The 25,111-nt window shown below is 60.0% G+C and carries 20 protein-coding genes and 3 tRNA genes; 9 read left to right on the top strand and 14 right to left on the bottom strand.

Annotated features, from left to right (window positions below):
- The first annotated feature begins 26 nt into the window (after positions 1-26).
- Positions 27-920 (top strand): LysR substrate-binding domain-containing protein, encoded by an 894-nt coding sequence (locus LIX93_RS08565; protein ID WP_226503567.1) that lies wholly within the window; start codon positions 27-29, stop codon positions 918-920.
- 3 nt (positions 921-923) lie between these two features.
- On the opposite strand, the gene LIX93_RS08560 is transcribed toward LIX93_RS08565, so the two are convergent.
- The 4 genes from LIX93_RS08560 to LIX93_RS08545 all read right to left on the bottom strand — a co-directional run bounded on the left by LIX93_RS08560 (position 924) and on the right by LIX93_RS08545 (position 3,621).
- Positions 924-1,484: a GNAT family N-acetyltransferase gene (locus tag LIX93_RS08560; RefSeq protein WP_226503566.1), complete on the bottom strand. Its 561-nt coding sequence runs from the start codon at positions 1,482-1,484 to the stop codon at positions 924-926.
- Between the two features lie 7 nt (positions 1,485-1,491).
- On the bottom strand, positions 1,492-2,241 hold the full coding sequence (dnaQ, locus tag LIX93_RS08555; protein WP_226503565.1) for a DNA polymerase III subunit epsilon: 750 nt from the start codon (positions 2,239-2,241) through the stop codon (positions 1,492-1,494).
- A gap of 126 nt (positions 2,242-2,367) precedes the next feature.
- Complete coding sequence (gene rnhA / locus LIX93_RS08550) at positions 2,368-2,823, bottom strand: ribonuclease HI (RefSeq protein WP_226503564.1); 456 nt, start codon at positions 2,821-2,823, stop codon at positions 2,368-2,370.
- Positions 2,824-2,862: 39 nt separating this feature from the next.
- The gene (locus LIX93_RS08545) at positions 2,863-3,621 is read right to left on the bottom strand and encodes a class I SAM-dependent methyltransferase (RefSeq protein ID WP_226503563.1); all 759 of its coding nucleotides are present in this window, start codon (positions 3,619-3,621) and stop codon (positions 2,863-2,865) included.
- 111 nt (positions 3,622-3,732) lie between these two features.
- Here LIX93_RS08545 and gloB point away from each other — a divergent pair, with 111 nt between their 5' ends.
- The 6 genes from gloB to LIX93_RS08515 all read left to right on the top strand — a co-directional run bounded on the left by gloB (position 3,733) and on the right by LIX93_RS08515 (position 11,928).
- Positions 3,733-4,506, top strand: coding sequence for a hydroxyacylglutathione hydrolase (gloB, locus tag LIX93_RS08540; RefSeq protein ID WP_226503562.1), 774 nt, complete (start codon positions 3,733-3,735; stop codon positions 4,504-4,506).
- Between the two features lie 99 nt (positions 4,507-4,605).
- Positions 4,606-6,075, top strand: coding sequence for a transglycosylase SLT domain-containing protein (locus LIX93_RS08535; RefSeq protein WP_226503561.1), 1,470 nt, complete (start codon positions 4,606-4,608; stop codon positions 6,073-6,075).
- A 295-nt stretch (positions 6,076-6,370) separates the two neighbouring features.
- On the top strand, positions 6,371-8,215 hold the full coding sequence (locus LIX93_RS08530) for an extracellular solute-binding protein (RefSeq protein ID WP_226503560.1): 1,845 nt from the start codon (positions 6,371-6,373) through the stop codon (positions 8,213-8,215).
- A 3-nt stretch (positions 8,216-8,218) separates the two neighbouring features.
- Complete coding sequence (locus LIX93_RS08525; RefSeq protein WP_226503559.1) at positions 8,219-9,295, top strand: microcin C ABC transporter permease YejB; 1,077 nt, start codon at positions 8,219-8,221, stop codon at positions 9,293-9,295.
- 1 nt (position 9,296) lies between these two features.
- Entirely contained in the window at positions 9,297-10,316 is a 1,020-nt protein-coding gene (locus tag LIX93_RS08520) for an ABC transporter permease (RefSeq protein WP_226503558.1), read from the top strand.
- 1 nt (position 10,317) lies between these two features.
- Positions 10,318-11,928, top strand: coding sequence for an ABC transporter ATP-binding protein (locus LIX93_RS08515; protein ID WP_226503557.1), 1,611 nt, complete (start codon positions 10,318-10,320; stop codon positions 11,926-11,928).
- 145 nt (positions 11,929-12,073) lie between these two features.
- Here the strand turns inward: LIX93_RS08515 and LIX93_RS08510 are convergent, their stop codons facing one another.
- From LIX93_RS08510 to tig, 6 genes are all read right to left on the bottom strand, one after another.
- On the bottom strand, positions 12,074-13,948 hold the full coding sequence (locus LIX93_RS08510; protein WP_226503556.1) for a SurA N-terminal domain-containing protein: 1,875 nt from the start codon (positions 13,946-13,948) through the stop codon (positions 12,074-12,076).
- A 224-nt stretch (positions 13,949-14,172) separates the two neighbouring features.
- Positions 14,173-14,445: an HU family DNA-binding protein gene (locus tag LIX93_RS08505; protein ID WP_065986445.1), complete on the bottom strand. Its 273-nt coding sequence runs from the start codon at positions 14,443-14,445 to the stop codon at positions 14,173-14,175.
- 152 nt (positions 14,446-14,597) lie between these two features.
- Positions 14,598-16,994, bottom strand: a complete 2,397-nt coding sequence (gene lon, locus LIX93_RS08500) for an endopeptidase La (protein WP_226503555.1) — start codon at positions 16,992-16,994, stop codon at positions 14,598-14,600.
- 150 nt (positions 16,995-17,144) lie between these two features.
- Positions 17,145-18,428, bottom strand: coding sequence for an ATP-dependent Clp protease ATP-binding subunit ClpX (gene clpX, locus LIX93_RS08495; RefSeq protein WP_226503554.1), 1,284 nt, complete (start codon positions 18,426-18,428; stop codon positions 17,145-17,147).
- A 112-nt stretch (positions 18,429-18,540) separates the two neighbouring features.
- Positions 18,541-19,176, bottom strand: a complete 636-nt coding sequence (gene clpP, locus LIX93_RS08490; protein ID WP_226503553.1) for an ATP-dependent Clp endopeptidase proteolytic subunit ClpP — start codon at positions 19,174-19,176, stop codon at positions 18,541-18,543.
- A gap of 92 nt (positions 19,177-19,268) precedes the next feature.
- On the bottom strand, positions 19,269-20,579 hold the full coding sequence (tig, locus tag LIX93_RS08485; protein WP_226503552.1) for a trigger factor: 1,311 nt from the start codon (positions 20,577-20,579) through the stop codon (positions 19,269-19,271).
- A gap of 386 nt (positions 20,580-20,965) precedes the next feature.
- Between tig and lpxO the strand changes: the two genes are divergently transcribed.
- A complete protein-coding gene (gene lpxO / locus LIX93_RS08480; RefSeq protein WP_226503551.1) occupies positions 20,966-21,865 on the top strand; it encodes a lipid A hydroxylase LpxO in 900 nt (299 codons plus the stop codon).
- A gap of 292 nt (positions 21,866-22,157) precedes the next feature.
- On the opposite strand, the gene LIX93_RS08475 is transcribed toward lpxO, so the two are convergent.
- From LIX93_RS08475 to LIX93_RS08465, 3 genes are all read right to left on the bottom strand, one after another.
- A tRNA-Leu gene (locus LIX93_RS08475) sits at positions 22,158-22,242 on the bottom strand.
- 61 nt (positions 22,243-22,303) lie between these two features.
- A tRNA-His gene (locus LIX93_RS08470) sits at positions 22,304-22,379 on the bottom strand.
- A gap of 33 nt (positions 22,380-22,412) precedes the next feature.
- Positions 22,413-22,489 (bottom strand) — tRNA-Arg (locus LIX93_RS08465).
- 283 nt (positions 22,490-22,772) lie between these two features.
- Between LIX93_RS08465 and folD the strand changes: the two genes are divergently transcribed.
- Positions 22,773-23,630, top strand: a complete 858-nt coding sequence (gene folD, locus LIX93_RS08460) for a bifunctional methylenetetrahydrofolate dehydrogenase/methenyltetrahydrofolate cyclohydrolase FolD (protein WP_226503550.1) — start codon at positions 22,773-22,775, stop codon at positions 23,628-23,630.
- Between the two features lie 95 nt (positions 23,631-23,725).
- On the opposite strand, the gene cysS is transcribed toward folD, so the two are convergent.
- Positions 23,726-25,108 (bottom strand): cysteine--tRNA ligase, encoded by a 1,383-nt coding sequence (gene cysS / locus LIX93_RS08455; RefSeq protein ID WP_226503549.1) that lies wholly within the window; start codon positions 25,106-25,108, stop codon positions 23,726-23,728.
- Between the last annotated feature and the right edge of the window lie 3 nt (positions 25,109-25,111).

Below are 25,111 nucleotides of genomic sequence, written 5' to 3'. Positions count from 1 at the left end.
TCACCTGCTGGAGATGGACGCCACCCATGCGACTACGGCATATCGAAGTAATAGACGCGATCATGCAGACCGGCAACCTCAGCGCCGCCGCGGAGTTTCTGTGCCTGCCGCCGGAGACCGTGACCGCGACATTGCAGGAAGCCGAGCAGGCGCTGGGTTTTCTATTATTCGCCAAAGTCCGTGGGCGCTTGCAGGCAACCCCTGAAACCCGCGTGCTGCAACCCGAACTCGCTACGCTTCAGAATAATCTCGAACGCCTGCGCCGCCAGGCTCACGGCCTGCGCTTGCATCAGGAACCACCACTGCGCGTCGATTGCACGCAACCCCTCGCTCAGCAACTGGTGCCCAAAGCAATCGCCGCCCTGCGCCGACGCTTTCAGGACACCACTTGCAGTCTGGCCGCACACACCAGTCATGAGATGGTCCGCAGGCTGTTGCTGCATGAAAGCGATCTGGGCCTCAGCCTGCACAACCCTGATCATCCGCAGATCACTTGCACCCCGCTGCTTGAAGGCAAGGTACAGCTGCTGGCGCCGCACGGCTGGCTGGCGCCCCGACAAAAGTACATCGCCCTGCAGGAGACCGCCGGGCAAAGCATGATCGGTCTCGAACAGCAGGACCCGCTTAGCCAGAATCTGGAAAATCGTCTGCAAGGCGTACGGCCGAGCCCGCGCATCCAGACGCGCGTGCAAACCTACCAGATGATGCGCAGCATGGTCGAAGCGGGCGAGGGCCTGGCGCTGGTGGATCCCTTTACCGCGGCGGGCTCGCAAGCCAGCGGCATTGATCGTTGCCCAGTCTCCCCGGCCATTCCCGTGACCCTCTACAGCCTCACGCTCAATGAGCAAAAGCCATCGGCGGCGCAGAAGACCTTTCTGGAAATCGTCGAGGAAAAAGCCGAAGCGATGCTTGCCCTGTAGCGCTCAGGGAAACAGCAGGTACCAGAAGATCGCCGACTCCTGCGTGTGCGGATCGATCCCGCGATAACGCCAGTGATCGACCCCGCCCATTACGAAACCGTAACGCTCATACAATTGGCAGGCGGCGAGATTGTTGCTTTGGGTTTCGAGCATGATGCCCGGTAGATTGTGCTTGCGTGCCCAGAACCCGGCGACATCGATCAATTGCCGGGCCACCCCGCGACGGCGAGCGCTCGCATCGACGACCAGCTCTTCGATATGGGCGAATCCGTTCCATTTGATGTTGACCACCACATGCCCGACGGCCCGTTCTCCCAGCCAGGCCACGAAGATTGCGCCTCGGGCAGAATCTTCGCGCAGGAAGCTGAACTCGTCCGGATCGATGCCATAGCATTTACGATAGGGTTCAACGCTACGACGCTGCCAGTGATCGACACCAACGCCGATCTGCGGATCGGCGTAGGCACTGACGATAAAGCCGAAGTCACCCGCCGCGACGTACTGAGCAAACCCTTCATCCGCGACCCGGATGGAGACCGCCCCAGCAACGGTTGCAATGGACATGATGCGCTTAACTGTTAGCAGCGCTGTCGAGCAGCTGTACCCACAGCGGCGGTGCACCCGCGGACTTGCCGATGATCTCCAGACGTACGGCGTGGGCAGCAAGTTCATCCTCACTGGCGAGGATCACCCGGCTGCGTTCACGGGTCTCTGGAAGGCGGCGAATTTCGCTGCCCTGATCCCCACCCGTGCTCTCGCCATCGCTGGAGTTGCCAGCCAGCGACAGGCTGGTCTGGCCACCGGTCATTGCCAGATAGACGTCCGCCAGCAATTCGGAGTCGAGCAGCGCGCCGTGCAGGTCGCGGCCACTGAGGTCGATGCCGTAGCGCTTGCACAGGGCGTCCAGGCTGTTGCGCTGGCCCGGGTGACGGGCGCGTGCCATCGCCAGGGAGTCGAGGATCGTGCAGTACTGGCTGAGATCGGCACGCTCAGGCTGGCCGATCAGGTTGAACTCGTTGTTGAGGAAACCCACGTCGAATGCGGCGTTGTGGATGATCAGTTCGGCGCCCTTGATGAACTCGTAGAATTCATCCGCTACCTCGGCAAACCGCGGCTTGTCGATCAGAAATTCGGTGGTGATACCGTGAACGCCGATCGCCCCGTCGTCGCTCTCGCGATCGGGCTGCAGATAGACGTGAAAGTTGCGCCCGGTGAGGCGCCGACCGAGTACCTCGACGCAACCGATCTCGATGACGCGGTGGCCATCGGTGACGGGCATACCGGTAGTTTCAGTGTCGAGGACGACATACCGTTGAACCATGTTTCGTAAATTTCCGACTGTCGTGGTGAATTATGGCAGCCTAACACAGCCCCCGTTGGGAAAGACCGTCAGACCATTGCCTGTCCTGCGGGTGCTCTCGCGACCTGTTGCGGCGCTTGACCTGGATCAGCTGCGCTTGAGCGCGCGAACCTCATCGACCCCGCGATTGGCCAGGTCATCGGCGCGCTCGTTGCCAGCGTGCCCATTGTGGCCGCGGACCCACTCCCATTTGACCTTGTGACGATTGACCTGCTCGTCGAGTTGTTGCCACAGATCGGCATTCTTCACCGGTTGCTTGGCGGCGGTTTTCCAGCCGCGTTTCTTCCAGTTGACCATCCACTCCTGAATGCCCTTCATGACATATTCAGAGTCGGTGACCAGCAACACATCACACGAACGCTTGAGCTCCTGCAGGCCGCGAATGGCCGCTGTCAGCTCCATGCGATTATTGGTAGTAGCGGTTTCGCCACCCCACAATTCCTTTTCGACGCCCTTGCACACCAGCAAGGCACCCCAGCCGCCGGGGCCGGGATTGCCCTTGCAGGCGCCATCGGTGAAGATCTCGACGCTTTCATCGCTCATATTCGTTTTCCATCAAAGTGCTCGTCGGGGTGCAGGCGCCTAATCCTGGCTGTTGCGCCGATTGACCTTGGCCAGCGGCAGCGGCAGCAACTTGCCCATGGGTTCGCGTCGAGCTTCGCGCAACGGCCGCAGACCGACCACCATCTTGCGTGCCACTAATACATAGACGCCACCGCCCGCCAGCTGCTTCGCACCGGCCAGCCGCTCCCACCCCGCCATTCGCGCCTGCCAGGCAGGCGCTTGAAGCGGCGGACAATAACACCCGTATCGGCGTTTCTCCAGCGCGAAGCCCAGCAGGTTGAGCCAGTCGCCGACACGCGAGGCGGAAATGCAGCGCGCCTTGTTCAGGGCGTCCTTGGTGAATGCATGGCGCACCCCCCAGAGGCTCCAGGGGTTGATACCGACCACCAGCAAGTGACCACCTGGCCGCACGCTACGCGCAGCCTCCCGCAACAGGCCATGGGGCGACAGGCTGAAATCCAGGCCATGCTGCAGCACCACGACATCGGCAGCATGCTCGCTCAACGGCCAGGCCTGCTCTTCACAGATGATCTCGACACCCGGTAGCGGCGCGCCCAGGCGCACATTGCGCTGAACCTGCGCGGCGACGGGCGGCGGCTCGGCACCTGGCCCGTAATGCACCAGATAACCGCCGAAGAAGCGCCCGAGTTCGTCCTCGAGCAAGTGCTGCTCTTCGCGCAGCAGCAGTTGTCCCAGCGGACCACTGAACCAGTCTCGGGCTTGATCGATCAGCGCAAGCCATTGCGGATCGGCCTGGGCCACGACTTTTTCGGTCATTGCGATCTCCTGCATAAGGTTGGCCAGTGGGCCGGTGACGTACCGGCGGCGCACCCATTCACTCAGACATGTAAGATGCAACCATCGTCTACAAGTTTAGCGAATCCGACCATGATACAGATCGATGCCCTCCCCGCGTTTACCGATAACTACCTCTGGTTGTTACAAGACACTGCAAAACGCCACTGTGCCGTGGTCGATCCAGGCGATGCCGCACCCGTCCTGGCCTGGCTCGAGGCTCACCCCGGTTGGCAGCTGACCGACATTTTGGTCACCCACCATCACAATGACCATGTCGGTGGCGTTGCCAAATTGAAGCAGGTCACTGGCGCGCAGGTCTACGGGCCGGCAACCGAAAACATTCCCGCACGTGATATCGCCCTGGATGACAATGCTCGAATCGAGGTCATGGGCCTCGAAATGGCGGTGTTCGCGGTGCCGGGCCACACGCTTGGGCACATCGCCTATTACCAGGCTAGCCTCGGCCTGCTGTTTAGCGGAGACACGCTGTTCGCTGCCGGTTGCGGACGCCTGTTCGAAGGAACTCCGGCGCAGATGCATCAGTCGTTGTCGCGCTTCGAAGCGCTGCCCGATGCCACCCTTGTCTACTGTGCGCACGAATACACCCTGAGCAATCTGCGCTTCGCCCAGGCGGTAGAGCCCGATAACCAGGATATCGCCCAGCGAATGCAGGACGCTCAGGCGTTGCGCGCGAAAAATATCCCCACCGTGCCCTCCAACATCGCGCTGGAAAAGCGCACGAACCCGTTTTTGCGGGTTAATGAAACATCCGTTAAACAAAAAGTGGACGAACGGGATCCGGGTGCCAGCGCCTCTGGAGTCGGCGTGTTCACTACTCTGAGGGCTTGGAAAGATAAGTTCTAAACAGCGGCTGGTTGTGTCGAAAAATTCTGAAAGGTTGACCCGCCACCGGTCAGTTTTTAGAATCGCCCGACATTTTCGTGCGGAACTCACCTCCAACCAATGTCGTCATCTATAAACAGAACCATAAATTGCGACGCATTGACGCGATTGGCACAGGCGATCGCGATTGCCATATCCGCCACGCTCGCCGGTTGCCAGACCTCGGCGCAGCTTCCCGATGCCCAAACTGCGGCGCAACCGCACACCATTACCGCGCGCATCAAGCAGAAACCCATCTTCCTCAGTGCCAGCCAGCGTCACCAGGCCCCGCAGGACGTGTGGGAGCGCATGCGTGAAGGGTTCCAGATGCAGGACGGCATCGACGTAAACCCACGCGTCGAGCAACAGCGCCTGTGGTTCGTCAGCAACCCCGCCTTTCTGGAAACCGCCGCCGATCGTGGCAGCCTGTACATGCATTACATCGTCGAGCGCCTCGAAGAACGCGACATGCCCCTTGAACTGGCGCTGCTGCCAGTGATCGAGAGCGCCTACAACCCCATGGCCTACTCCCGGGCCAATGCCACGGGCCTGTGGCAGTTCATTCCGTCCACGGGGCGCTACTTCAATCTGCGCCAGACCAACCTCTACGATGGTCGTCGCGATGTCACCGCCTCGACCACCGCGGCACTGGACTACCTGAGCCGCCTGCACGACATGTTCAATGGCGACTGGCTGCTCGCCCTGGCGGCGTACAATGCCGGCGAAGGCACGGTCACTCGGGCCATCGAGCGCAACGTGCGCCTGGGGCTGCCGACCGATTACTGGAACCTGTCGCTGCCGCAAGAGACACGCGACTACGTACCCAAGCTGCTGGCCCTGTCCGAAGTCGTGGCATCTCCCGAGGCTTACGGCGTCAATCTGACGCCCATCGAGAACAAACCGTACTTTCAGGTCGTCGAAGTCAACCAGCGCGTGGACCTGTCGCGGGTCGCGGCGCTGGCCAATATCGACGAAGACGAGATGTACCAGCTCAACCCGGCGTTCAAGCAGCGCGTCACTACGGTCGACGGCCCTCAGCGCTTGCTGATCCCGACGGCCAAGGCGCAACTGCTGACCGCCAGCCTGTCCAGCATGAAGCCAGAAGAGCTGCTCAGCCTGCGCCCTACCCGCGCGGTCACCGAGCAGGCTGTTGCCGAAGTTACCCCGAGCCAGCGCAAGTCCTATCGCGTGCGCAAGGGCGACAACCTGGCGATGATCGCCAAGGCCAACAGGGTCAGCACCCGCGATCTGCAACTGTGGAACAAGCTCTCCGGGCAACGCCTGAAGGTCGGGCAAACGCTGGTGATGCAGGACACCCGGCGCGATAGCAAGCGCACGACTGTGGTCGCCGCCCGGAACGACAAGCGCTCCAGCGTTACGCTGGCCAAGAACGACGCCCGCACTACCCGCTACAAGGTGCAGAAAGGCGACTCTCTGTACATCGTTGCCAAGCGCTTCAATGTCGAGATGCAACACCTCAAAAGCTGGAACCCCCGTACCGGCAAGGCGCTCAAGCCTGGCCAGACGCTGATCGTGTATCGCGATCGGTAATCAGGCTTTGGGGCCGCGGCGATGCGTTCCCGGGCAGAGCACGGTCCCATATTTTCGGGGCCAGCCGCCTCGGCGCACGGCCCCTTTTTCCTGCGGATACAAGCTGTTACTGTAACGGCAATAATTCCCATGCCGCCGGGATCGAATTTCTGTCTAGATGTGCCCCCTGTCCACTCCATTTTGCCGGGCATGTCGGCGGTTATCTTCCGGCACGCGTTGAATTCGTCCGTGCCACTGCACCACGCGGCCAGCGAGCCGTGTACGCCGAGGCCACGCAGCTTTCGGAGACCGCTTCATGATCCCTCTGCGCGCCCTGCTCACGCAGACCAGCGGCCTGTTGTTGGCAGGGCTTGCCTGCCTTGCCAGCGCGACACCGCAACACGCCATTACTCTGTATGGCGAACCGCCCAAGTACCCTGCCAATTTCCAGTCCTTCGACTACGTCAATCCCAAGGCCCCCAAGGGCGGGACGTTGCGCCTGTCCGACGCGGGTGGCTTCGACAGCCTCAACCCGTTCATCAGCAAGGGCGTGCCGGCCAGCCAGGTCAATCTGATCTACGACACGCTGTTGACCCAAAGCCTCGACGAGCCGATGACCGAGTACGGCCTGGTGGCAAGCGGCATCGAGAGAGCCCCGGACAACACCTGGGTACGCTTTACCCTACGCCCCGAAGCGCGCTTCAACGACGGTCATCCGCTGCGTGCCGAAGACGTGGTGTTCACCTTCCAGACGCTGATCAAGGACGGCTCGCCGTTTTTTCGCAGCTACTACGCCGACGTCGACAAGGTCGTGGCCGAAGACCCGCTGCACGTGCTGTTCTCCTTCAAGAGCGGTGACAACCGCGAATTGCCGCTGATCCTCGGCCAGTTACCGGTGCTGCCCAAGCATTGGTGGGCGACCCGCGACTTCACCAAGGGCAACCTCGAAATCCCTCTGGGCAGCGGGCCGTACGAGGTCGCCTCGGTGCGGCCCGGCCGCTCCATCCGCATGGAACGGGTCAAGGATTACTGGGCCAAGGACCTCCCGGTCAACCGTGGCTTCTACAACTTCGACGCCATCACCAGTGATTCTTATCGGGACAACGGCGTTGCCCTTGAAGCGCTCAAGGCCGGGCAGTTCGACTACTGGCTGGAAACCAGCGCGAAAAACTGGGCCACCGCCTACAACGTCGCGGCGGTAAAGGACGGACGCCTGATTCGCGAAGAAATCCCCAACGGCAACCCGACCGGCATGCAGGGCTTCGTCTTCAACGAACGCCGCCCGCTGTTCCAGGACGTGCGCGTACGCGAAGGCCTGAGCCTGTTGTTCGATTTCGAGTGGACCAACAAGCAACTGTTCAACGGCGCGTACTTGCGGGTCGGCAGCTTCTTCGAGAACTCGGACATGGCTGCCCACGGCCTGCCTGGCGCAGACGAGCTGAAGATTCTCGAGCCCCTGCGCGGCAAGATTCCCGATCGGGTGTTCACCAGCGAATTCAAGAACCCCAAGACCGATGGCAGCGGCATCATCCGCGAGCAACAACGCCAGGCGTACAAACTGTTTCTGCAGGCCGGCTGGAAAGTGGTCGACGACCGCATGGTCGATGCTAATGGCAAACCGGTTTCCATCGAGTTCCTGGTGGCGCAGCCAGAGTTCGAGCGCATCCTCCTGCCGTTCAAGCGCAACCTCGCCGATCTCGGTATCGAACTGGTGCTGCGTCGGGTCGATACCTCGCAATACGTCAACCGCCGACGCTCGCGGGACTTCGACATGATCATCGCCACCCTGTCGCAGTCCTCGTCTCCCGGCAATGAACAACGCGGCTACTGGACCAGCGCGGCGGCCGACAACCCTGGCAGCTTCAACTACATGGGTCTCAAGGACCCGGCTATCGATACCCTGGTCGACGGTCTGATCGGTGCCGATTCGCGCCAGAGCCTGATCCATCACGCCCAGGCCCTGGATCGGGTGCTGCTATGGAACTTCATCGTCATCCCCAACTGGTACATCGGCACCTGGCGCACCGCTTACTCGTCGCGCCTCGGCCATCCAGCGGTGCCACCCAAGTATGACCCCGGCCTGTACACGTGGTGGGTCAAGCCTGACGCCGTGGCCGAACCGGTCGCCGCGCCCATTCCCGCCGACAAGACGGAGCATTGACCGATGGCGGCTTATATCCTGCGGCGCCTGCTGCTGATCATCCCTACCCTGCTCGGCATCATCATCATCAATTTCGTGATCATCCAGGCCGCGCCTGGCGGCCCTGTGGAACAAGCCATCGCCCGGATCGAGGGTTTCAAGGGTGCCACCAGTCGCATTGGCGGCGGCGCCAGCGAGGCGGCCAGCGGTAGCGCGTCGAGCTACCGCGGCGCGCAAGGCCTGGACCCGGAACTGGTGAAAGAAATCGAGCACATGTACGGATTCGACAAATCGGCGCCGGAACGCTTGTGGATCATGATCAAGAACTACGCGCACTTTGACTTCGGCAACAGCTTCTTCCGTGATGCCAAGGTCATCGACCTGATCGCCGAGAAGCTCCCGGTGTCGATCTCGCTGGGGCTGTGGAGCACCTTGATCATGTACCTGGTGTCGATCCCGCTGGGCATCGCCAAGGCCACCCGACATGGCAGCGCGTTCGACGTGTGGAGCAGCTCGGCGATCATCGTCGGCTACGCCATCCCGGCTTTTCTGTTCGCCATCCTGCTGATCGTGGTGTTCGCCGGTGGCAGTTACTGGGACTGGTTCCCGCTGCGCGGGCTGACCTCGGACAACTTCGCGCAGTTGAGCTGGGCCGGCAAGATCGGCGATTATTTCTGGCACCTGGCCTTACCGATCACCGCGCTGGTGATCGGCAACTTCGCGACCATGACGTTGCTGACCAAGAACAGCTTCCTCGACGAGATCGGCAAGCAATACGTGATCACCGCCAAGGCCAAGGGCCTGAGCAACCGTCGCGTGCTCTACGGCCACGTGTTCCGCAACGCGATGCTGTTGGTGATTGCGGGCTTCCCATCGGCGTTCATCAGCATCTTCTTCACCGGCTCGTTGCTGGTCGAAGTGATCTTCTCGCTCGATGGCCTGGGCCTGATGAGCTTTGAATCGGCGATGAACCGCGATTATCCCGTGGTGTTCGGCAGCCTGTTCATCTTTACTCTGATCGGACTGCTGGTGAAGCTGATCGGCGACCTCACCTACTCGCTGGTCGACCCTCGCATCGACTTCGACAGCAGGAAGCATTGAGATGACGCTATCCCCTCTTAACCGGCGCCGTTTCGAACGCTTCAAGGCGCACAAGCGCGGCTGGTGGTCACTGTGGATCTTCCTGGTGCTGTTCGGCCTGAGCCTGGGCGCCGAGCTGATCGCCAACGACAAGCCGCTGGCGGTACGCTACGACGGCGCATGGTATTTCCCGGCCTTGAAGCGTTACCCCGAGACCGCCTTCGGTGGCGAATTCCCCCTGGAACCCAACTACAAGAGCCCGTACATACAGTCGTTGTTCAAGGCCAAAGACAGCTGGCAGTTATGGGCGCCAGTGCCGTTCAGCTACCAGAGCATCAACTATGACCTGCGTGTGCCGGCGCCGGCGCCACCCTCGGCGGACAATTGGCTTGGGACCGACGACCAAGGCCGCGATGTCCTGGCACGGGTCATCTACGGCTTCCGGATCTCGGTGCTGTTCGCCCTGACGCTGACGGTGGCGAGCTCGATCATTGGTGTCATCGCCGGGGCCTTGCAGGGCTTCTATGGTGGCTGGGTCGACCTGGCCGGGCAGCGCTTTCTGGAAATCTGGTCGGGTTTGCCGGTGCTCTATCTGCTGATCATCCTCGGCAGTTTCGTGCAGCCCAATTTCTGGTGGCTGCTGGGCATCATGCTGCTGTTTTCATGGATGAGCCTGGTAGACGTGGTGCGCGCCGAGTTTCTGCGCGGGCGCAACCTGGAATACGTGCGTGCGGCTCGCGCCCTGGGCATGCAGGACGGCGGCATCATGTTTCGGCACATCCTCCCGAACGCCATGGTCTCGACCATGACGTTCATGCCGTTCATCCTCACCGGCGCCATCGGCACCCTCACTGCACTGGACTTTCTCGGCTTCGGCTTGCCGGCCGGGGCACCGTCGCTGGGCGAGTTGGTGGCCCAGGCCAAGGACAATCTGCAAGCGCCCTGGCTGGGCATCAGTGCCTTCACCGTGCTGGCGGTGATGCTCAGCCTGCTGGTATTCATCGGCGAGGCTGCCCGTGACGCCTTCGACCCCAGGAAATGACATGAGCCAGGACAATCTGCTGGAAATACGCGACTTGGCGGTGGAGTTCGTCAACGGCGACGCCTGCCAACGTGCCGTCGAAGGCATCAGCTTCGATATCCGTCGCGGCGAAACCCTGGCGCTGGTGGGCGAGAGCGGCTCAGGCAAGTCGGTCACCGCGCATTCCATCCTGCGCCTGCTGCCCTATCCCCAAGCACGCCACCCCACGGGCAGCATCCACTACGAAGGGCACGACCTGCTGACGCTGGACGAAAAGAAGCTGCAGCACATCCGCGGCAACCGCATCGCCATGATCTTTCAGGAGCCGATGACTTCGCTCAACCCACTGCACACCCTCGAAAAGCAGATTGGCGAAGTGTTGGCCCTGCACAAGGGTATCGTCGGCAAGGCGGCATTGGCTCGCACTCTGGAGCTGCTCGAACTGGTGGGTATCGCCGAACCGCATAAACGCCTGAAGGCCCTGCCTCACCAGCTATCCGGTGGCCAGCGGCAACGGGTGATGATCGCCATGGCCTTGGCCAACGAGCCCGAACTGCTGATTGCCGACGAGCCGACCACGGCGCTCGACGTTACCGTGCAGTTGAAGATCCTCGAGCTGCTCAAATCGTTGCAGGCGCGCCTGGGTATGGCGCTGCTGTTGATCAGCCATGACCTCAATCTGGTCAGGCGCGTGGCGCAGCGGGTCTGCGTGATGCAACGCGGGCGCATCGTCGAGCAAGCTGACTGCGAAACCCTGTTCTGCGCCCCCCAGCATCCCTACACCTGCGAGTTGCTAGGCGCCGAACCCCGTGGCGAGCCAGCACACAATCAGGTCGGCGCGCCGATGTTGCAGGTGCAGGATCTACGGGTGTGGTTCCCGGTCAAGAAAGGCTTTTTCGGTGGCACCACCGAGCACCTCAAAGCCGTGGATGGTATCGATTTCACCCTGCACCAGGGGCAGACCCTGGGTATCGTCGGTGAGAGCGGCTCGGGCAAATCGACGTTGGGCCTGGCGATCTTGCGGCTGATTGCCAGCCGAGGCAGCATTCGCTTCAAGGGCCAGGCGATCGACAGTCTTGCCCGTGAGCAGGTGCGTCCGCTGCGCCGCCAGATTCAGGTGGTGTTCCAGGACCCCTACGGCAGCCTGAGCCCGCGCATGAGCGTGGGGCAGATCGTCGGTGAGGGCTTGCGCATTCATGGCGTGGGAACGCCTGCAGAGCAGCAGGAGGCCATCATTGACGTGCTGCGGGAGGTGGGGCTCGATCCCGACACCCGGCATCGCTATCCCCATGAGTTTTCCGGCGGCCAGCGCCAACGGATCGCCATTGCCCGGGCACTGGTGCTCAAGCCTGAACTGATTCTGCTGGACGAACCGACCTCGGCGCTCGACCGTACCGTGCAACGTCAGGTGGTTGAGCTGCTGCGCAGCCTGCAACAGCGCCACAACCTCACGTACCTGTTCATCAGCCACGACCTGGCGGTGATCAAAGCTTTGAGCCATCAGCTGATGGTGGTCAAGCACGGCAAGGTGGTGGAGCAAGGGGATGCCGAAGCGGTATTCAGCAACCCGCAGCATGCCTATACCCAGCAACTGCTGGAGGCGGCGTTTCTATGTGGCCACACGGTTGTGTAGCGCGGTGGCTTCCCGCCGAATGGCGGCGTCGCGGGTAGAATGAGGTCGTCAGCAAGATTTTCGCAGGCAAGCCTCCTCGTTACAGAGACGAAAAAAAACCGCCGGGTTCACACCCGGCGGTTTTTTTGTTTGCCGCTGACTGCGCTTAGTAGCGCTTCACGTCAGCTTTGGCTTCCAGCTGCTTGCGGTAGGCGGCAAAGTCCTCCTGGCCGGCACGGGAAGCGAGGAAGCGACGATAAGAGGCTTTCTCTTCATCCGAAGGCGCCGCGCCCTGATTGACGCCGTTGAGGCGCAATACCACGACACTGCCGTCCGACAAGGTCACGCTGCTGTACACAGGCTTGTCCTTGTCAGTGGGCTTGACCATGCGGAACACGGCTTGCAGCTCTACCGGGTCGATACCGTCCTGACTGCGGCTAGCCGCTTCGATCACTTTCCAGGACTGACCCTCCTGAGCCGCAGTCGATGCGATCTTGCCGTCGCGCAGGCCGGCAATCAGCGCTTCGCTCTTGGCTTTGAGTGCCTCGGTGGCGTGCTGCTTGGCCAGCTCGGAACGAATACCATCGGCCACTGCGGTCAATGGCAGTTGCTCAGGCTTGCGGTGTTCCTTGACGCGCACTACTACGGTGGTTTCCGGATCGAGCTCGATCGCGGCGCTGTTAGCGCCTTCATCCAGGACTTCCTGGCTGAACGCCGCCTGCATCACCTGACGGCTGGCAGTAATGCCTTCCGTGCCGCCCTCACGCCCTACCGGCTGCGAAGTCTGCACCTTCAAGCCGAGGTCCGAAGCAGGCTGCGCCAGGTCGGAAGCCTCATAGGCCGAGTCCTGGAGCTTCTTGCTGGCATCGACGTACAGCTGTTCGACCTGCTGGGATTTCAGCTCGTTGGTGAGTTTGTCCTTGAGGCTGGCGAATGTCGGTACATCAGGAGCCTGCACGCCCAGCAACTTGATCAAGTGCCAGCCGAACTGAGTCTTGACCGGGGCCGAGACCTCGCCCTGCTTGAGCGCATACAGCGACGTCTCGAATGCAGGATCGTAGACACCTTCACCGGCGTAGCCCAGATCGCCGCCGTTTTTCGCCGAACCTGGATCCTGCGAGAACTCCTTGGCCAGCGCAGCGAAATCTTCGCCCTTGGCCAGGCGCGCCTGAATCTCTTCGATCTTGGCTTTGGCCTGGGCATCGGTCGTCTTGGCGTTGACTTCGATAAGGATGTGCGCGGCTCGGCGCTGTTCGGCAAGGTTGGCGGTTTCTTTCTGGTACAACGCCTGCAACGCGTCGTTGTCGACCTTGACCTGATCGAAGAACGCCGACTTCTTCAGCTCCACGTAGTCCAGCACCACTTGATCGGGGCTCATGAACTGCTTGGTGTGCTGATCGTACTGCGCCTTGATTTCGTCATCGGTGACCTTGGCGGTCGCCGGATCTGCCTTGAAGGTCAGGGAAGCGAAATCGCGGGTCTGTTTTTCCAGACGGGCGAACGCCAGCACCTGATCATCGGTCACGAAGCTGCTGCCCGCCAGACCGGCGCGCAATTGACCAATGAGCATCTCGTCGGCCAGCATCTGACGGAATTGCAGACGCCCGAAGCCCATTTGCTTGATCACCTGATCGAAGCGATCAGGGCTGAATTTGCCATCGACCTGAAATTCCGGCGTTTGCAGCATGACCTGGTCAATAGCCGCTTCGGAGAAGGCAAACTTGGAATCAGAGGCACCCTGCAACAGCAGCTTGCGATCGATCAAGCCCTTGAGAGCCGATTCGCGCAGCATCTTGTCGTCCAGCATCGCCGGATCGAAATCCTTGCCCAGTTGTTGCAGCAGCTGGCGCCGTTGCATTTCTATCGCCTGGTTCAGGTCGGCGGTGCTGATCTCGTCGCCGTTGACCTTCGCGGCATCGTCGCTATGACTGGTGGCGCGGAAGATGGCATCGAAGCCCGTCAATGCCATCAGGCAGACGATGACACCAATGATAGTTTTGGCAATCCAGCCTTGTGAATTGTCCCTGATGTTTTGCAGCATGCGTCCCCCAGAAACGGTCGTGCACAATTACCAACCGCGGAGCGTGGGTAGAATCCGGATAGAAGAAAGGCGCATCCGAGGATGCGCCTTCTCGTAACTGGCGAAGCGGATGGGTTCAACCTGCGAACCTCGGTGTCCGGCTGGATCTCGCGATCCACCGGCCTACCGCTCCGCTGCCAGGACGGGATTACTCCCGCCCTAGCCAGGCAAGGCGATGAAGAAGCTTAGTTGACGGCTTCTTTGAGTGCTTTACCGGCTTTGAAGCCTGGCTTTTTGGCCGCAGGGATTTCCAGTGTCTTACCGGTCTGTGGATTGCGGCCGGTACGGGCTGGGCGATCAGTTACAGAGAAAGTACCGAAGCCGACCAGAACCACCGAGTCGCCACCTTTCAGGGCGCCAGTGACGGATTCGATGACTGCATCCAGCGCACGGCCGGCAGCAGCTTTCGGGATATCAGCGGATGCAGCGATAGCATCAATCAGTTCCGACTTGTTCACTCTAAGTCCCCTTATATCTCTATTAAGTTATTTCTAAGTATGTATTCGACACAGAAAAACCGGGTGCCGGGCGGACTCCCCGACACAAAAAGAGCCGCTTTATATCAAGGGCTCTAAAAATCTGTCAAGGAAGCCTCCCGGACAAATGCGTGCTAGTGCGTACTGATCCTTTCCTTGGCATCAGAATCGCGCTTTTCATCCTTTGCAACTATCTCGGGAGCCACATCGGGCAAGGGCTCCGGCGCGTATTGCAGCGCAATTTGCAGGACTTCGTCAATCCATTTAACGGGTTTGATCTGAAGATCCTGCTTGATGTTGTCCGGAATCTCTTTCAAGTCACGCACGTTCTCTTCCGGAATGATCACGGTCTTGATGCCACCGCGATGCGCCGCGAGAAGTTTTTCCTTCAATCCACCGATTGCCAGTACCTGCCCGCGCAAAGTGATTTCACCCGTCATGGCGACATCGGCGCGTACAGGGATCTGGGTCAAGGCCGACACCAGGGCCGTGCACATGCCCACGCCCGCGCTAGGGCCGTCTTTGGGCGTCGCCCCTTCCGGCATATGGATGTGCACGTCGCGCTTCTCGTGGAAGTCTGCAGGGATGCCCAGGCTACGGGCGCGACTGCGGACCACAGTGAGCGCGGCGGTGATGGATTCGACCATCACGTCGCCCAGCGAACCGGTCTTGATCAACTGCCCCTTGCCGGGCACCACGGCGGATTCGATGGTGAGCAATTCGCCACCGACCTGAGTCCAGGCCAGGCCAGTCACTTGGCCGATCTGATCCTGCTGTTCGGCCAGGCCGTAGCGGAATTTGCGCACACCGAGCAACGCTTCGAGCGAATCGGCACCAACGACCACGGAGAACTTCTTGGTATTGGAGTGCTCCTTGACGACTTTGCGGCACACCTTGGCGATCTGCCGCTCCAGCCCACGTACACCGGCTTCACGGGTGTAGTAGCGGATGATGTCGCGAATCGCCTCGACCTCGATCTCCAGCTCGCCCTTTTTCAGGCCGTTGGTCTGAATCTGCTTGGGCGACAGGTACTTGGTGGCGATGTTGATCTTTTCGTCTTCGGTGTAGCCCGGCAGGCGAATCACTTCCATGCGGTCCAGCAGCGCAGGCGGGATGTTCATGGAGTTCGAGGTGCACAGGAACATCACGTCGGACAGGTCGTAGTCGACCTCGAGGTAGTGGTCGTTGAAGTTGTGGTTCTGCTCGGGGTCGAGCACCTCCAGCAACGCCGACGCCGGATCGCCACGCATGTCGCTGCCCATCTTGTCGATCTCGTCGAGCAGGAACAGCGGGTTGCGGACGCCTACTTTGGTCATCTTTTGAATCAATCTTCCTGGCATCGAACCGATGTAGGTCCGGCGATGGCCACGAATTTCGGCTTCATCACGCACACCACCCAGGGCCATGCGCACGAATTTACGATTGGTGGCGCTGGCGATCGACTCCGCCAGGGAGGTTTTACCCACACCAGGAGGACCGACCAGGCACAGCACCGGGCCGCGAATCTTTTTCACGCGCTTTTGCACGGCGAGGTATTCGAGGATACGTTCCTTCACCTCTTCCAGACCGTAGTGGTCGGCATCGAGGATCTCTTCAGCGCGGGCCAGGTCCAGGCGCACCTTGCTCTGCGCTTTCCACGGCACCTGCACCAGCCAGTCGATATAGGTACGTACCACGGTGGCTTCAGCCGACATCGGCGACATTTGCTTGAGCTTGTTCAGCTCTGCATTAGCCTTGGTCAGAGCGTCCTTGGGCAGGCCGGCGGCATCGATGCGCTTTTTCAGCTCTTCGACTTCGTTGTGCCCTTCGTCGCTGTCGCCGAGTTCTTTCTGAATGGCCTTCATCTGCTCATTCAGGTAGTACTCGCGCTGGCTTCGCTCCATTTGCTTCTTGACCCGACCGCGAATGCGTTTTTCGACCTGCAACAGGTCGATCTCGCCATCCAGCAACGCCAGGACGTGCTCTACCCGGGCGGGCAGATCGATGATTTCGAGGATTTCCTGCTTCTGCTCGATCTTCAGCGCCATGTGCGCAGCCATGGTGTCGACCAGGCGACCCGGCTCATCGATGCTGTTGAGGGAGGACAGGACTTCAGCCGGGACTTTCTTGCCCAGCTGCACATACTGCTCGAATTGCGAGAGCAGGCTGCGTACAAAAACTTCGGACTCGCGGTCAGCGGCAACGGTCTCGTCGATCAGCGCCACTTCGGCGCGGCAATGGCCGTCTACCTCCATGTAACGCTCGACGGTACCGCGCTGCTCGCCTTCGACCAGCACCTTGACGGTGCCATCGGGCAGCTTGAGCAACTGCAGGACAGTAGCGATGGTACCCACACGATACAGTGCGTCTTCACCCGGATCATCGTCCGCAGGATTGCGCTGTGCCAGCAGCAAGATCTGCTTCTCGCCTGTCATCGCGGCTTCCAGAGCCTCGATCGACTTCTCGCGCCCCACGAACAGCGGGATAACCATATGCGGATATACCACGACATCACGCAACGGCAAGAGAGGCAATTCAATGGTTGTCTTCATGATTTCGCCTCTTCAGCGGCCATGGGCCGCACACAGATGGAATTGGGTCTGAAACCAATGTGGGGGCATGCCCCAAAAAAAACAAGCGCTGGGCTCAGGAAAACGAAAGGGGCCCGAAGGCCCCTTCTGTTTTCCACGCTGTACCGCAGGTTATGCGTCAGGTGCTGCCTTGGCAGGCGGCTCGCTGTTTTCGTAGATAAGCAACGGCTTGGAGGTACCGGCAATCACGCTTTCGTCGATCACCACCTTGCTGACGTCGGTCTGCGAAGGAATCTCGTACATGGTGTCGAGCAGCACACCTTCGAGAATCGAGCGCAGGCCACGTGCACCGGTCTTGCGCTCGAGCGCGCGGCGAGCCACGGACTTGAGTGCATCGGTACGAAACTCGAGGTCGACACCTTCCATTTCGAACAGCTTGCTGTACTGCTTGGTCAGGGCATTTTTCGGCTCGGTAAGAATCTGCATCAACGCAGCCTCATCGAGTTCGTCCAAAGTCGCCAGTACCGGCAAACGGCCGACGAATTCCGGGATCAGACCGAACTTGACCAAATCGTCAGGCTCGACTTCACGCAGGGACTCGCCCACCTTCTTGCCCTCCTCCTTGCTGCGGACTTCGGCGCCGAAGCCGATGCCGCCCTTGGTGGAGCGATTCTGGATGACCTTTTCGAGGCCCGAGAAGGCGCCACCGCAAATGAACAGGATGTTACGGGTGTCGACCTGCAGGAATTCCTGCTGAGGGTGTTTGCGACCGCCTTGTGGAGGCACGGAAGCTACGGTCCCTTCGATCAACTTGAGCAACGCCTGCTGCACGCCTTCGCCCGATACATCGCGGGTGATGGACGGGTTGTCCGATTTGCGCGAGATCTTGTCGATCTCGTCGATGTAGACGATACCCATCTGGGCCTTCTCGACATCGTAGTCGCACTTCTGCAGCAGCTTCTGAATGATGTTCTCGACGTCCTCGCCGACATAACCCGCTTCGGTAAGCGTGGTGGCGTCAGCGATGGTGAATGGCACGTTGAGCAGACGAGCGAGGGTTTCAGCCAGGAGCGTCTTGCCCGAACCGGTAGGTCCGATCAGCAGGATGTTGCTCTTGCCAAGCTCGACGTCGTCGTTCTTCTTGTCACGCTGGTTGAGGCGCTTGTAGTGGTTGTAGACAGCCACCGCCAGGACCTTCTTCGCGCGCTCCTGACCGATCACATACTGGTCGAGGATGCCGCTGATTTCCTTGGGGGACGGCAATTTGTGCGCGCTGCTCTCTGCCTGGGCTTCTTGCACCTCCTCGCGGATGATGTCGTTGCACAGGTCGACGCACTCGTCGCAGATAAAGACGGAGGGGCCGGCAATCAATTTGCGCACTTCATGCTGGCTTTTGCCACAGAAGGAGCAATAGAGCAGCTTGCCGTTGTCCTCGCCGTTGCGGGTGTCAGTCATTCGTTCGATCCAAATCCGATAGGCTTGCAACACAAGATGAAGGCTATTGCGAGCTTTTTCAAGCCCGCTGGCGGTCAGACTCGCCGACCGGCCCTATTTTGAGCTGCTTGAGTTAAGCAGGGCGCTTTTCGATCACTTCGTCGATCAAGCCGTAATCACGGGCAGCTTCGGCACTCATGAAATTGTCGCGGTTGGTATCACGCTCGATTTCTTCCAGGGTTTTCCCGCTGTGCTTGGCCATCAGCTTGTTCAGGCGCTCGCGAATGAAGAGGATTTCCTTGGCATGGATTTCGATATCCGACGCCTGCCCCTGGAAACCGCCCAGTGGCTGGTGAATCATCACGCGCGAGTTTGGCAGGCAGTAACGCTTGCCTTCGGCACCGGCAGTGAGCAGGAACGCACCCATGCTGCACGCTTGGCCGATACATGTGGTCGACACGTTTGGCTTGATGAACTGCATGGTGTCGTAGATCGACATGCCTGCGGTTACCGAACCACCCGGGGAGTTGATGTAAAGATGGATGTCCTTGTCCGGGTTTTCCGCTTCAAGGAACAGCAGTTGCGCGCAGATCAGGTTGGCCATGTAGTCCTCTACCGGACCAACCAGAAAGATCACTCGCTCCTTGAGGAGGCGCGAGTAGATGTCATAGGCGCGTTCGCCACGAGCAGATTGCTCGACAACCATCGGGACCAGGCCGCCAGCGGCCTGGGTATCAGAGTTCTGCTGAATATACGAATTACGGAACATGCTCTGCAGTTACTCCCAAATAGTCATGTCTTGAATACGCATAAGCCAGCGCGAGGCTGGCTTATGGGTGTATTTTCAAACGAGTGGAACGATCAGTCGGCTTGTGCTGCTTCAGCCGGTTTGACCGCTTCTTCGTAAGAGACCGCGTTATCGGTCACCTTAGCCTTCTGCAGAACAGTATCCACAACTTGCTCTTCCAGCACAACCGAACGCACTTCGTTCAGCTGCTGGTCATTTTTGTAGTACCAGGCTACAACCTGCTCTGGCTCCTGGTAGGCAGAGGCCATTTCCTGGATCAGCTCGCGAACGCGGGCTTCGTCAGGCTTGAGGTCGTGCTGCTTGACCACCTCGGCGACGATCAGGCCCAGCACCACGCGGCGCTTGGCTTGCTCTTCGAACAGCTCGGCCGGCAGCTGGTCAGGCTTGATGTTGCCACCGAACTGCTGAACGGCCTGCACGCGCAGACGATCGACTTCGTTGGACAGCAGCGCCTTGGGCACTTCGATCGGGTTACCCTCGACCAGACCGTCCATGACCTGGTTCTTGACCTTGGTCTTGATCGCCTGGCGCAGCTCGCGCTCCATGTTCTTGCGAACTTCGGTGCGGAAGCCGTCGATACCGGTTTCCTTGATGCCGAACTGATTGAAGAAGGCTTCGTTCAGTTCAGGCAGGGTCGGAGCGGCCACGGCGGTGACGGTCACGGTGAACTCGGCGGCTTTGTTGGCCAGGTCGAGGTTCTGGTAGTTTTCCGGGAAGGTCAGGTTCAGAACGCGCTCTTCACCGGCCTTGGCGCCGACCAGGCCGTCTTCGAAGCCAGGGATCATACGGCCCGAACCCAGTACCAGCTGAGTGCCGGTAGCGGAACCGCCAGCGAAAGCTTCGCCGTCAACCTTGCCGACGAAGTCGATGGTGACCTGGTCGTCGTTGGCAGCAGCACGGTCGACCGCTTCATAACGGACGTTCTGCTTGCGCAGGATCTCGAGCATGTTGTCGAGGTCGGCATCTTTCACTTCGGCGCTCAGGCGCTCGACGCTGATGGCTTCAAAACCGGCGACCGCGAACTCAGGGAAGACTTCGAAAGTCGCGATGTATTCCAGGTCCTTGCCTTTTTCGAATACTTTTGGCTCTACCGCAGGAGCGCCAGCCGGGTTCAGCTTCTGCTCGACTACGGCTTCATAGAACGAAGCCTGGATGACATTACCCAATGCTTCCTGGCGTGCGTCGGCCTCATAGCGCTGACGGATGACGCTCATTGGCACCTTGCCAGGACGAAAGCCCGCGATTTTTGCATTGCGGGCGGTCTGTTGCAGACGCTTGTTGACTTCGGCCTCAATGCGCTCGGCAGGCACGCCAATGGTCATGCGGCGCTCGAGAGCGGAAGTGTTTTCAACAGAAACTTGCATGGATTTTCCTCGTTGCACAGACGTTAGCCGGCCATTTCCGACCCCAGATCAAGGGCAAGCATTCTAGTGGGTCAATCGCAAGAAGTCACCCTGCCCGACAAAGACGACTCCCGCGAGCGCCTGGACGACCGTGACGCTCAAGCAAAAACACCTGAAACACCCACCCCCGAGGCCCATTCCTTGCGCCAAGTTATTGTTACGCAAGCAGTAACGCTACCTTACGACTTGACGGCTGGCGCGCAACCGGGCGATTTTGATATCGTCCAAAAGGCAACACTACTCAGACCTGATGTCCGCGCCGCAGCAAAACATTCGCTCACGGCCACACATTCAGCGCTCTTTCTCGATGTTTCCTGCCTCAGGACGGCTACAGCCCGAATCTCAACATGAAAGCCATTATTGTCATCGCCTTCGTTCTGTCGGTCGCCTACATCCATTTCCGTGGGCGCGTCAGGCACAAACTGAGCCGTCAGCTAAGTGACCACTCCACCGTGCTCGCCCCAGTCAACAGCTTCCTTTATCTGTTCTCGCGGCTGCCCAACCGGCCGTACCTGAGCACAGCGGACTTTCCTGATCTCGCCCCTCTGCAGACGCACTGGGAAGAAATCCGCGCTGAAGGCCTGGCGCTCATGCGCCAAGGGGAAATCAAGCGCTCCGACCAGTTCAACGACGTCGGCTTCAACTCGTTCTTCAAAACTGGCTGGAAGCGTTTCTACCTGAAATGGTACGGCGACCATCATCCTTCAGCGACCAAACTATGCCCGCGCACCACCGAACTGCTACAGCAGATTGGCTCAGTAAAGGCGGCGATGTTCGCCGAACTGCCGCCAGGCTCGCGCCTGGTCCGACATCGCGACCCCTACGCGGGCTCTTATCGCTATCATCTCGGACTGGACACGCCGAACGATCCGGGCTGCCATATCAATGTAGATGGCGAAAGCTATTACTGGCGCGATGGCGAGGCGGTGATGTTCGATGAGACTTACATTCACTACGCCGAGAACACCACCGATCGCAATCGCCTGATCCTGTTCTGCGACATCGAGCGCCCCCTGAAATACCGCTGGGCGGCCGCTTTCAATCGCTGGTTCAGCCGCAATGTGATGTCGGCGGCGGCAGCGCCGAACTCAAGCGAGGACAGCACCGGCGCAATCAACCGCCTGTTCAGCCGTATCTATAAAGTGCGCCTGCGCGGCAAGGCCATGAAAAAGACCAATCGCACACGCTATTACCTGGAGAAATGGGCAGTGGTGGCAGTGCTGATCGCGTTTTTTATCTGGATCTGACCCAATGCAACCCCAAAAAAAACCCGCCTCGGCGGGTTTTTCATGATCTGTGTATCAGCGCCCCGCCCGAAGACAGGCCAAGGCATCAGCGAAGCGTTCGGCCTACTGCAGATTGGTGGAACGCAGCTTGGTGGAACGCAGCTTGGCGGGGCTTCTGTGCCTGATGGAGCGCGCTACGATCCATAGCGCCTTCACCTACATCCTTTCTCACAGACCCGAAATCAAGGCGAAAAAAAGCCCCGATCTTGGAGCCGTGAGGCCTCAGGAAATTCGGGGCTTGCTTTCTACTGACTGGTGCGGACGGAGAGACTCGAACTCTCACACCTTTCGGCGCTGGAACCTAAATCCAGTGTGTCTACCAATTCCACCACATCCGCGGTAAAGCTTTTAAAACAAAGGCGCCGGATTCGTTAAAATCAGGCGCCTTCTTTTCGAATATGGGGTGGACGATGGGGATCGAACCCACGACAACAGGAGTCACAATCCTGTGCTCTACCAACTGAGCTACGCCCACCATATTGCATTTACTTGTGCCAAAGCTGCCTAATGGCGCACCCGGCAGGACTCGAACCTGCGACCATCCGCTTAGAAGGCGGATGCTCTATCCAGCTGAGCTACGGGCGCTTGTTTGATCAACGTTCCGAAGAGCGAAAATCAAGAGCTTTAGCAAACCTGATCGAGCTGTTGAAGCCTCAACCCTGTCGACCTGTTTAACCAGTGCTAGGCCCTGCCCGACAAGTGCGACGAATGTTATAGGCGAGCCGAAAGGTCGTCAACTCTTTTTTAAAAAAAACTGATTTTATTTAAGGGGTTAGCGGAATATGCAGACCAAGCGCCTTTGCCCTCGGCCTGTGACATGCGAGAATGCGCGCACATTTTTCTCCCTCTTGATGGTTAATCACGCGTCATGACTGCACTACTTATCGACGGCAAGGCAATCGCCGCCAGCCTGCGCCAGCAGATCGCTCATCGTGTCGACGAGCGCCGCCAGCAAGGGCTGCGCACTCCGGGCCTGGCAGTGATACTGGTGGGCACCGACCCAGCCTCTCAGGTCTACGTGTCGCACAAGCGCAAGGATTGCGAAGAGGTCGGTTTCCTGTCCCAGGCATACGACCTGCCCAGCGAGACGACTCAGCAGGCCCTGACCGAACTGATCGACCGCCTCAACGATGACGCCGATATAGATGGCATCCTGCTGCAACTGCCGCTGCCAGCCCATCTGGATGCCTCGTTGCTGCTCGAGCGCATCCGCCCGGACAAAGACGTCGATGGTTTCCATCCTTACAACGTCGGCCGCCTGGCGCAGCGCATTCCACTGCTGCGCCCATGCACACCCAAAGGCATCATGACCCTGCTGGCGAGCACCGGTCAGGATCTGTACGGGATGAACGCCGTGGTGGTGGGTGCCTCAAACATCGTTGGTCGGCCGATGGCCATGGAACTGCTGCTGGCGGGCTGCACCGTCACCGTGACGCACCGCTTCACCCAGGACCTGGCCGGCCATGTCGGACGCGCCGACCTGGTGGTGGTCGCTGCCGGCAAGCCGGGGCTGGTCAAGGGGGAATGGATCAAGGAAGGCGCGATCGTGATCGACGTCGGCATCAACCGTCAGGCCGACGGCAAGCTGGTCGGTGACGTGGTGTACGAAACCGCCCTGCCCCGTGCTGGCTGGATCACGCCCGTACCGGGTGGCGTCGGGCCGATGACCCGCGCCTGCTTGCTGGAAAATACCTTGTACGCCGCAGAGACCCTGCACGCGGAGTAACGCACTCCTATGTGGAAGCGGGCTCTGCCCGCGAAGCCGTTAACAGCTTCGCGGGCAGAGCCCGCTTCCAAAGTGCCAAGGCGCGTGTCTGCGAATCAGTCCGCCAACCGCCAGGTCGTGCCGCCTTTACTGTCTTCAAGCACGACGCCCAATGCAGTCAGCTCATCACGGATCCGGTCCGACTCAGCCCAGTTCTTGCCTGCACGTGCAGCCAGACGCGCCTCGATCAATGCCTCGACCTGCTCGGCATCGACCCGACCTTCAGCGCCCGCCTTGAGAAAGTCCTCGGCGTCCATCTGCAACACGCCCAGCACTCCTGCCAGCTCGCGCAACCGCGCTGCCAGCCCGGCCGCCGCCACCTCGTCGCCCTCACGCAGACGATTGATTTCGCGCACCATGTCGAACAGCACCGCACAGGCTTCCGGCGTACCGAAGTCGTCGTTCATCGCCTGAGTGAAGCGCTCGATATACGACTGCCCGCCGACCGGCTCTACACGGGGTAACCCGCGCAGGGCATGGTAGAAGCGTTCCAGAGCGCCTTTGGATTCCTTCAGGCTGTCCTCGGAATAGTTGATCGAGCTGCGATAGTGGCTCGATACCAGCAGGTAGCGCACCACTTCCGGGTGATACTTTTCCAGCACGTCGCGGATGGTGAAGAAGTTGTTCAACGACTTGGACATCTTCTCGCCATTGATGCGGATCATCCCGCAATGCATCCAGGCGTTGGCGTACGGCTTGCCGGTGGCCGCCTCGCTCTGGGCGATTTCGTTCTCGTGATGCGGGAACTCCAGATCATTGCCTCCGCCGTGGATGTCGAAGGTGTCGCCCAGGCAGCAGGTCGACATCACCGAGCATTCGATGTGCCAGCCGGGACGCCCAGGCCCCCAAGGCGATTCCCAACTCGGCTCGCCGGGCTTGACGCCCTTCCACAGGACGAAATCCAGCGGATCGTGCTTGGCCTCGTCGACCTCGATACGGGCACCGATGCGCAGGTCTTCAATCTTCTTGCGCGACAGCTTGCCGTAGCCGACGAACTTGCCGACCCGGTAATAGACATCGCCGTTGCCCGGCGCGTAGGCGTAGTCCTTGTCGATCAAGGTCTGGATCATGGCGTGCATGCCAGGGATATGATCGGTGGCACGCGGCTCCAGGTCCGGTGGCAGGATGTTGAGGCGCGCTTCGTCTTCGTGCATCGCGTCGATCATGCGCGCGGTCAGGGCGTCGAACGTCTCGCCATTGTCCCGCGCACGGTTGATGATCTTGTCATCGATGTCGGTGATGTTGCGCACATACGTCAGCTCGTAGCCGCTGAAACGCAGCCAGCGGGTGACCAGATCAAAGGCGACCATGCTGCGACCGTGACCCAGGTGGCAGAAGTCGTACACGGTCATGCCGCACACGTACATCCGCACCTTGTTGCCATCCAGCGGTTTGAAGACTTCTTTGCTCTTGGTGAGCGTGTTGTAAATGGTCAGCACGAC

It is taken from the genome of Pseudomonas sp. MWU16-30317 (assembly GCF_020515695.1).
Taxonomy (GTDB): Bacteria; Pseudomonadota; Gammaproteobacteria; order Pseudomonadales; family Pseudomonadaceae; genus Aquipseudomonas.
This window is presented reverse-complemented; position numbering and strand designations above follow the sequence as displayed.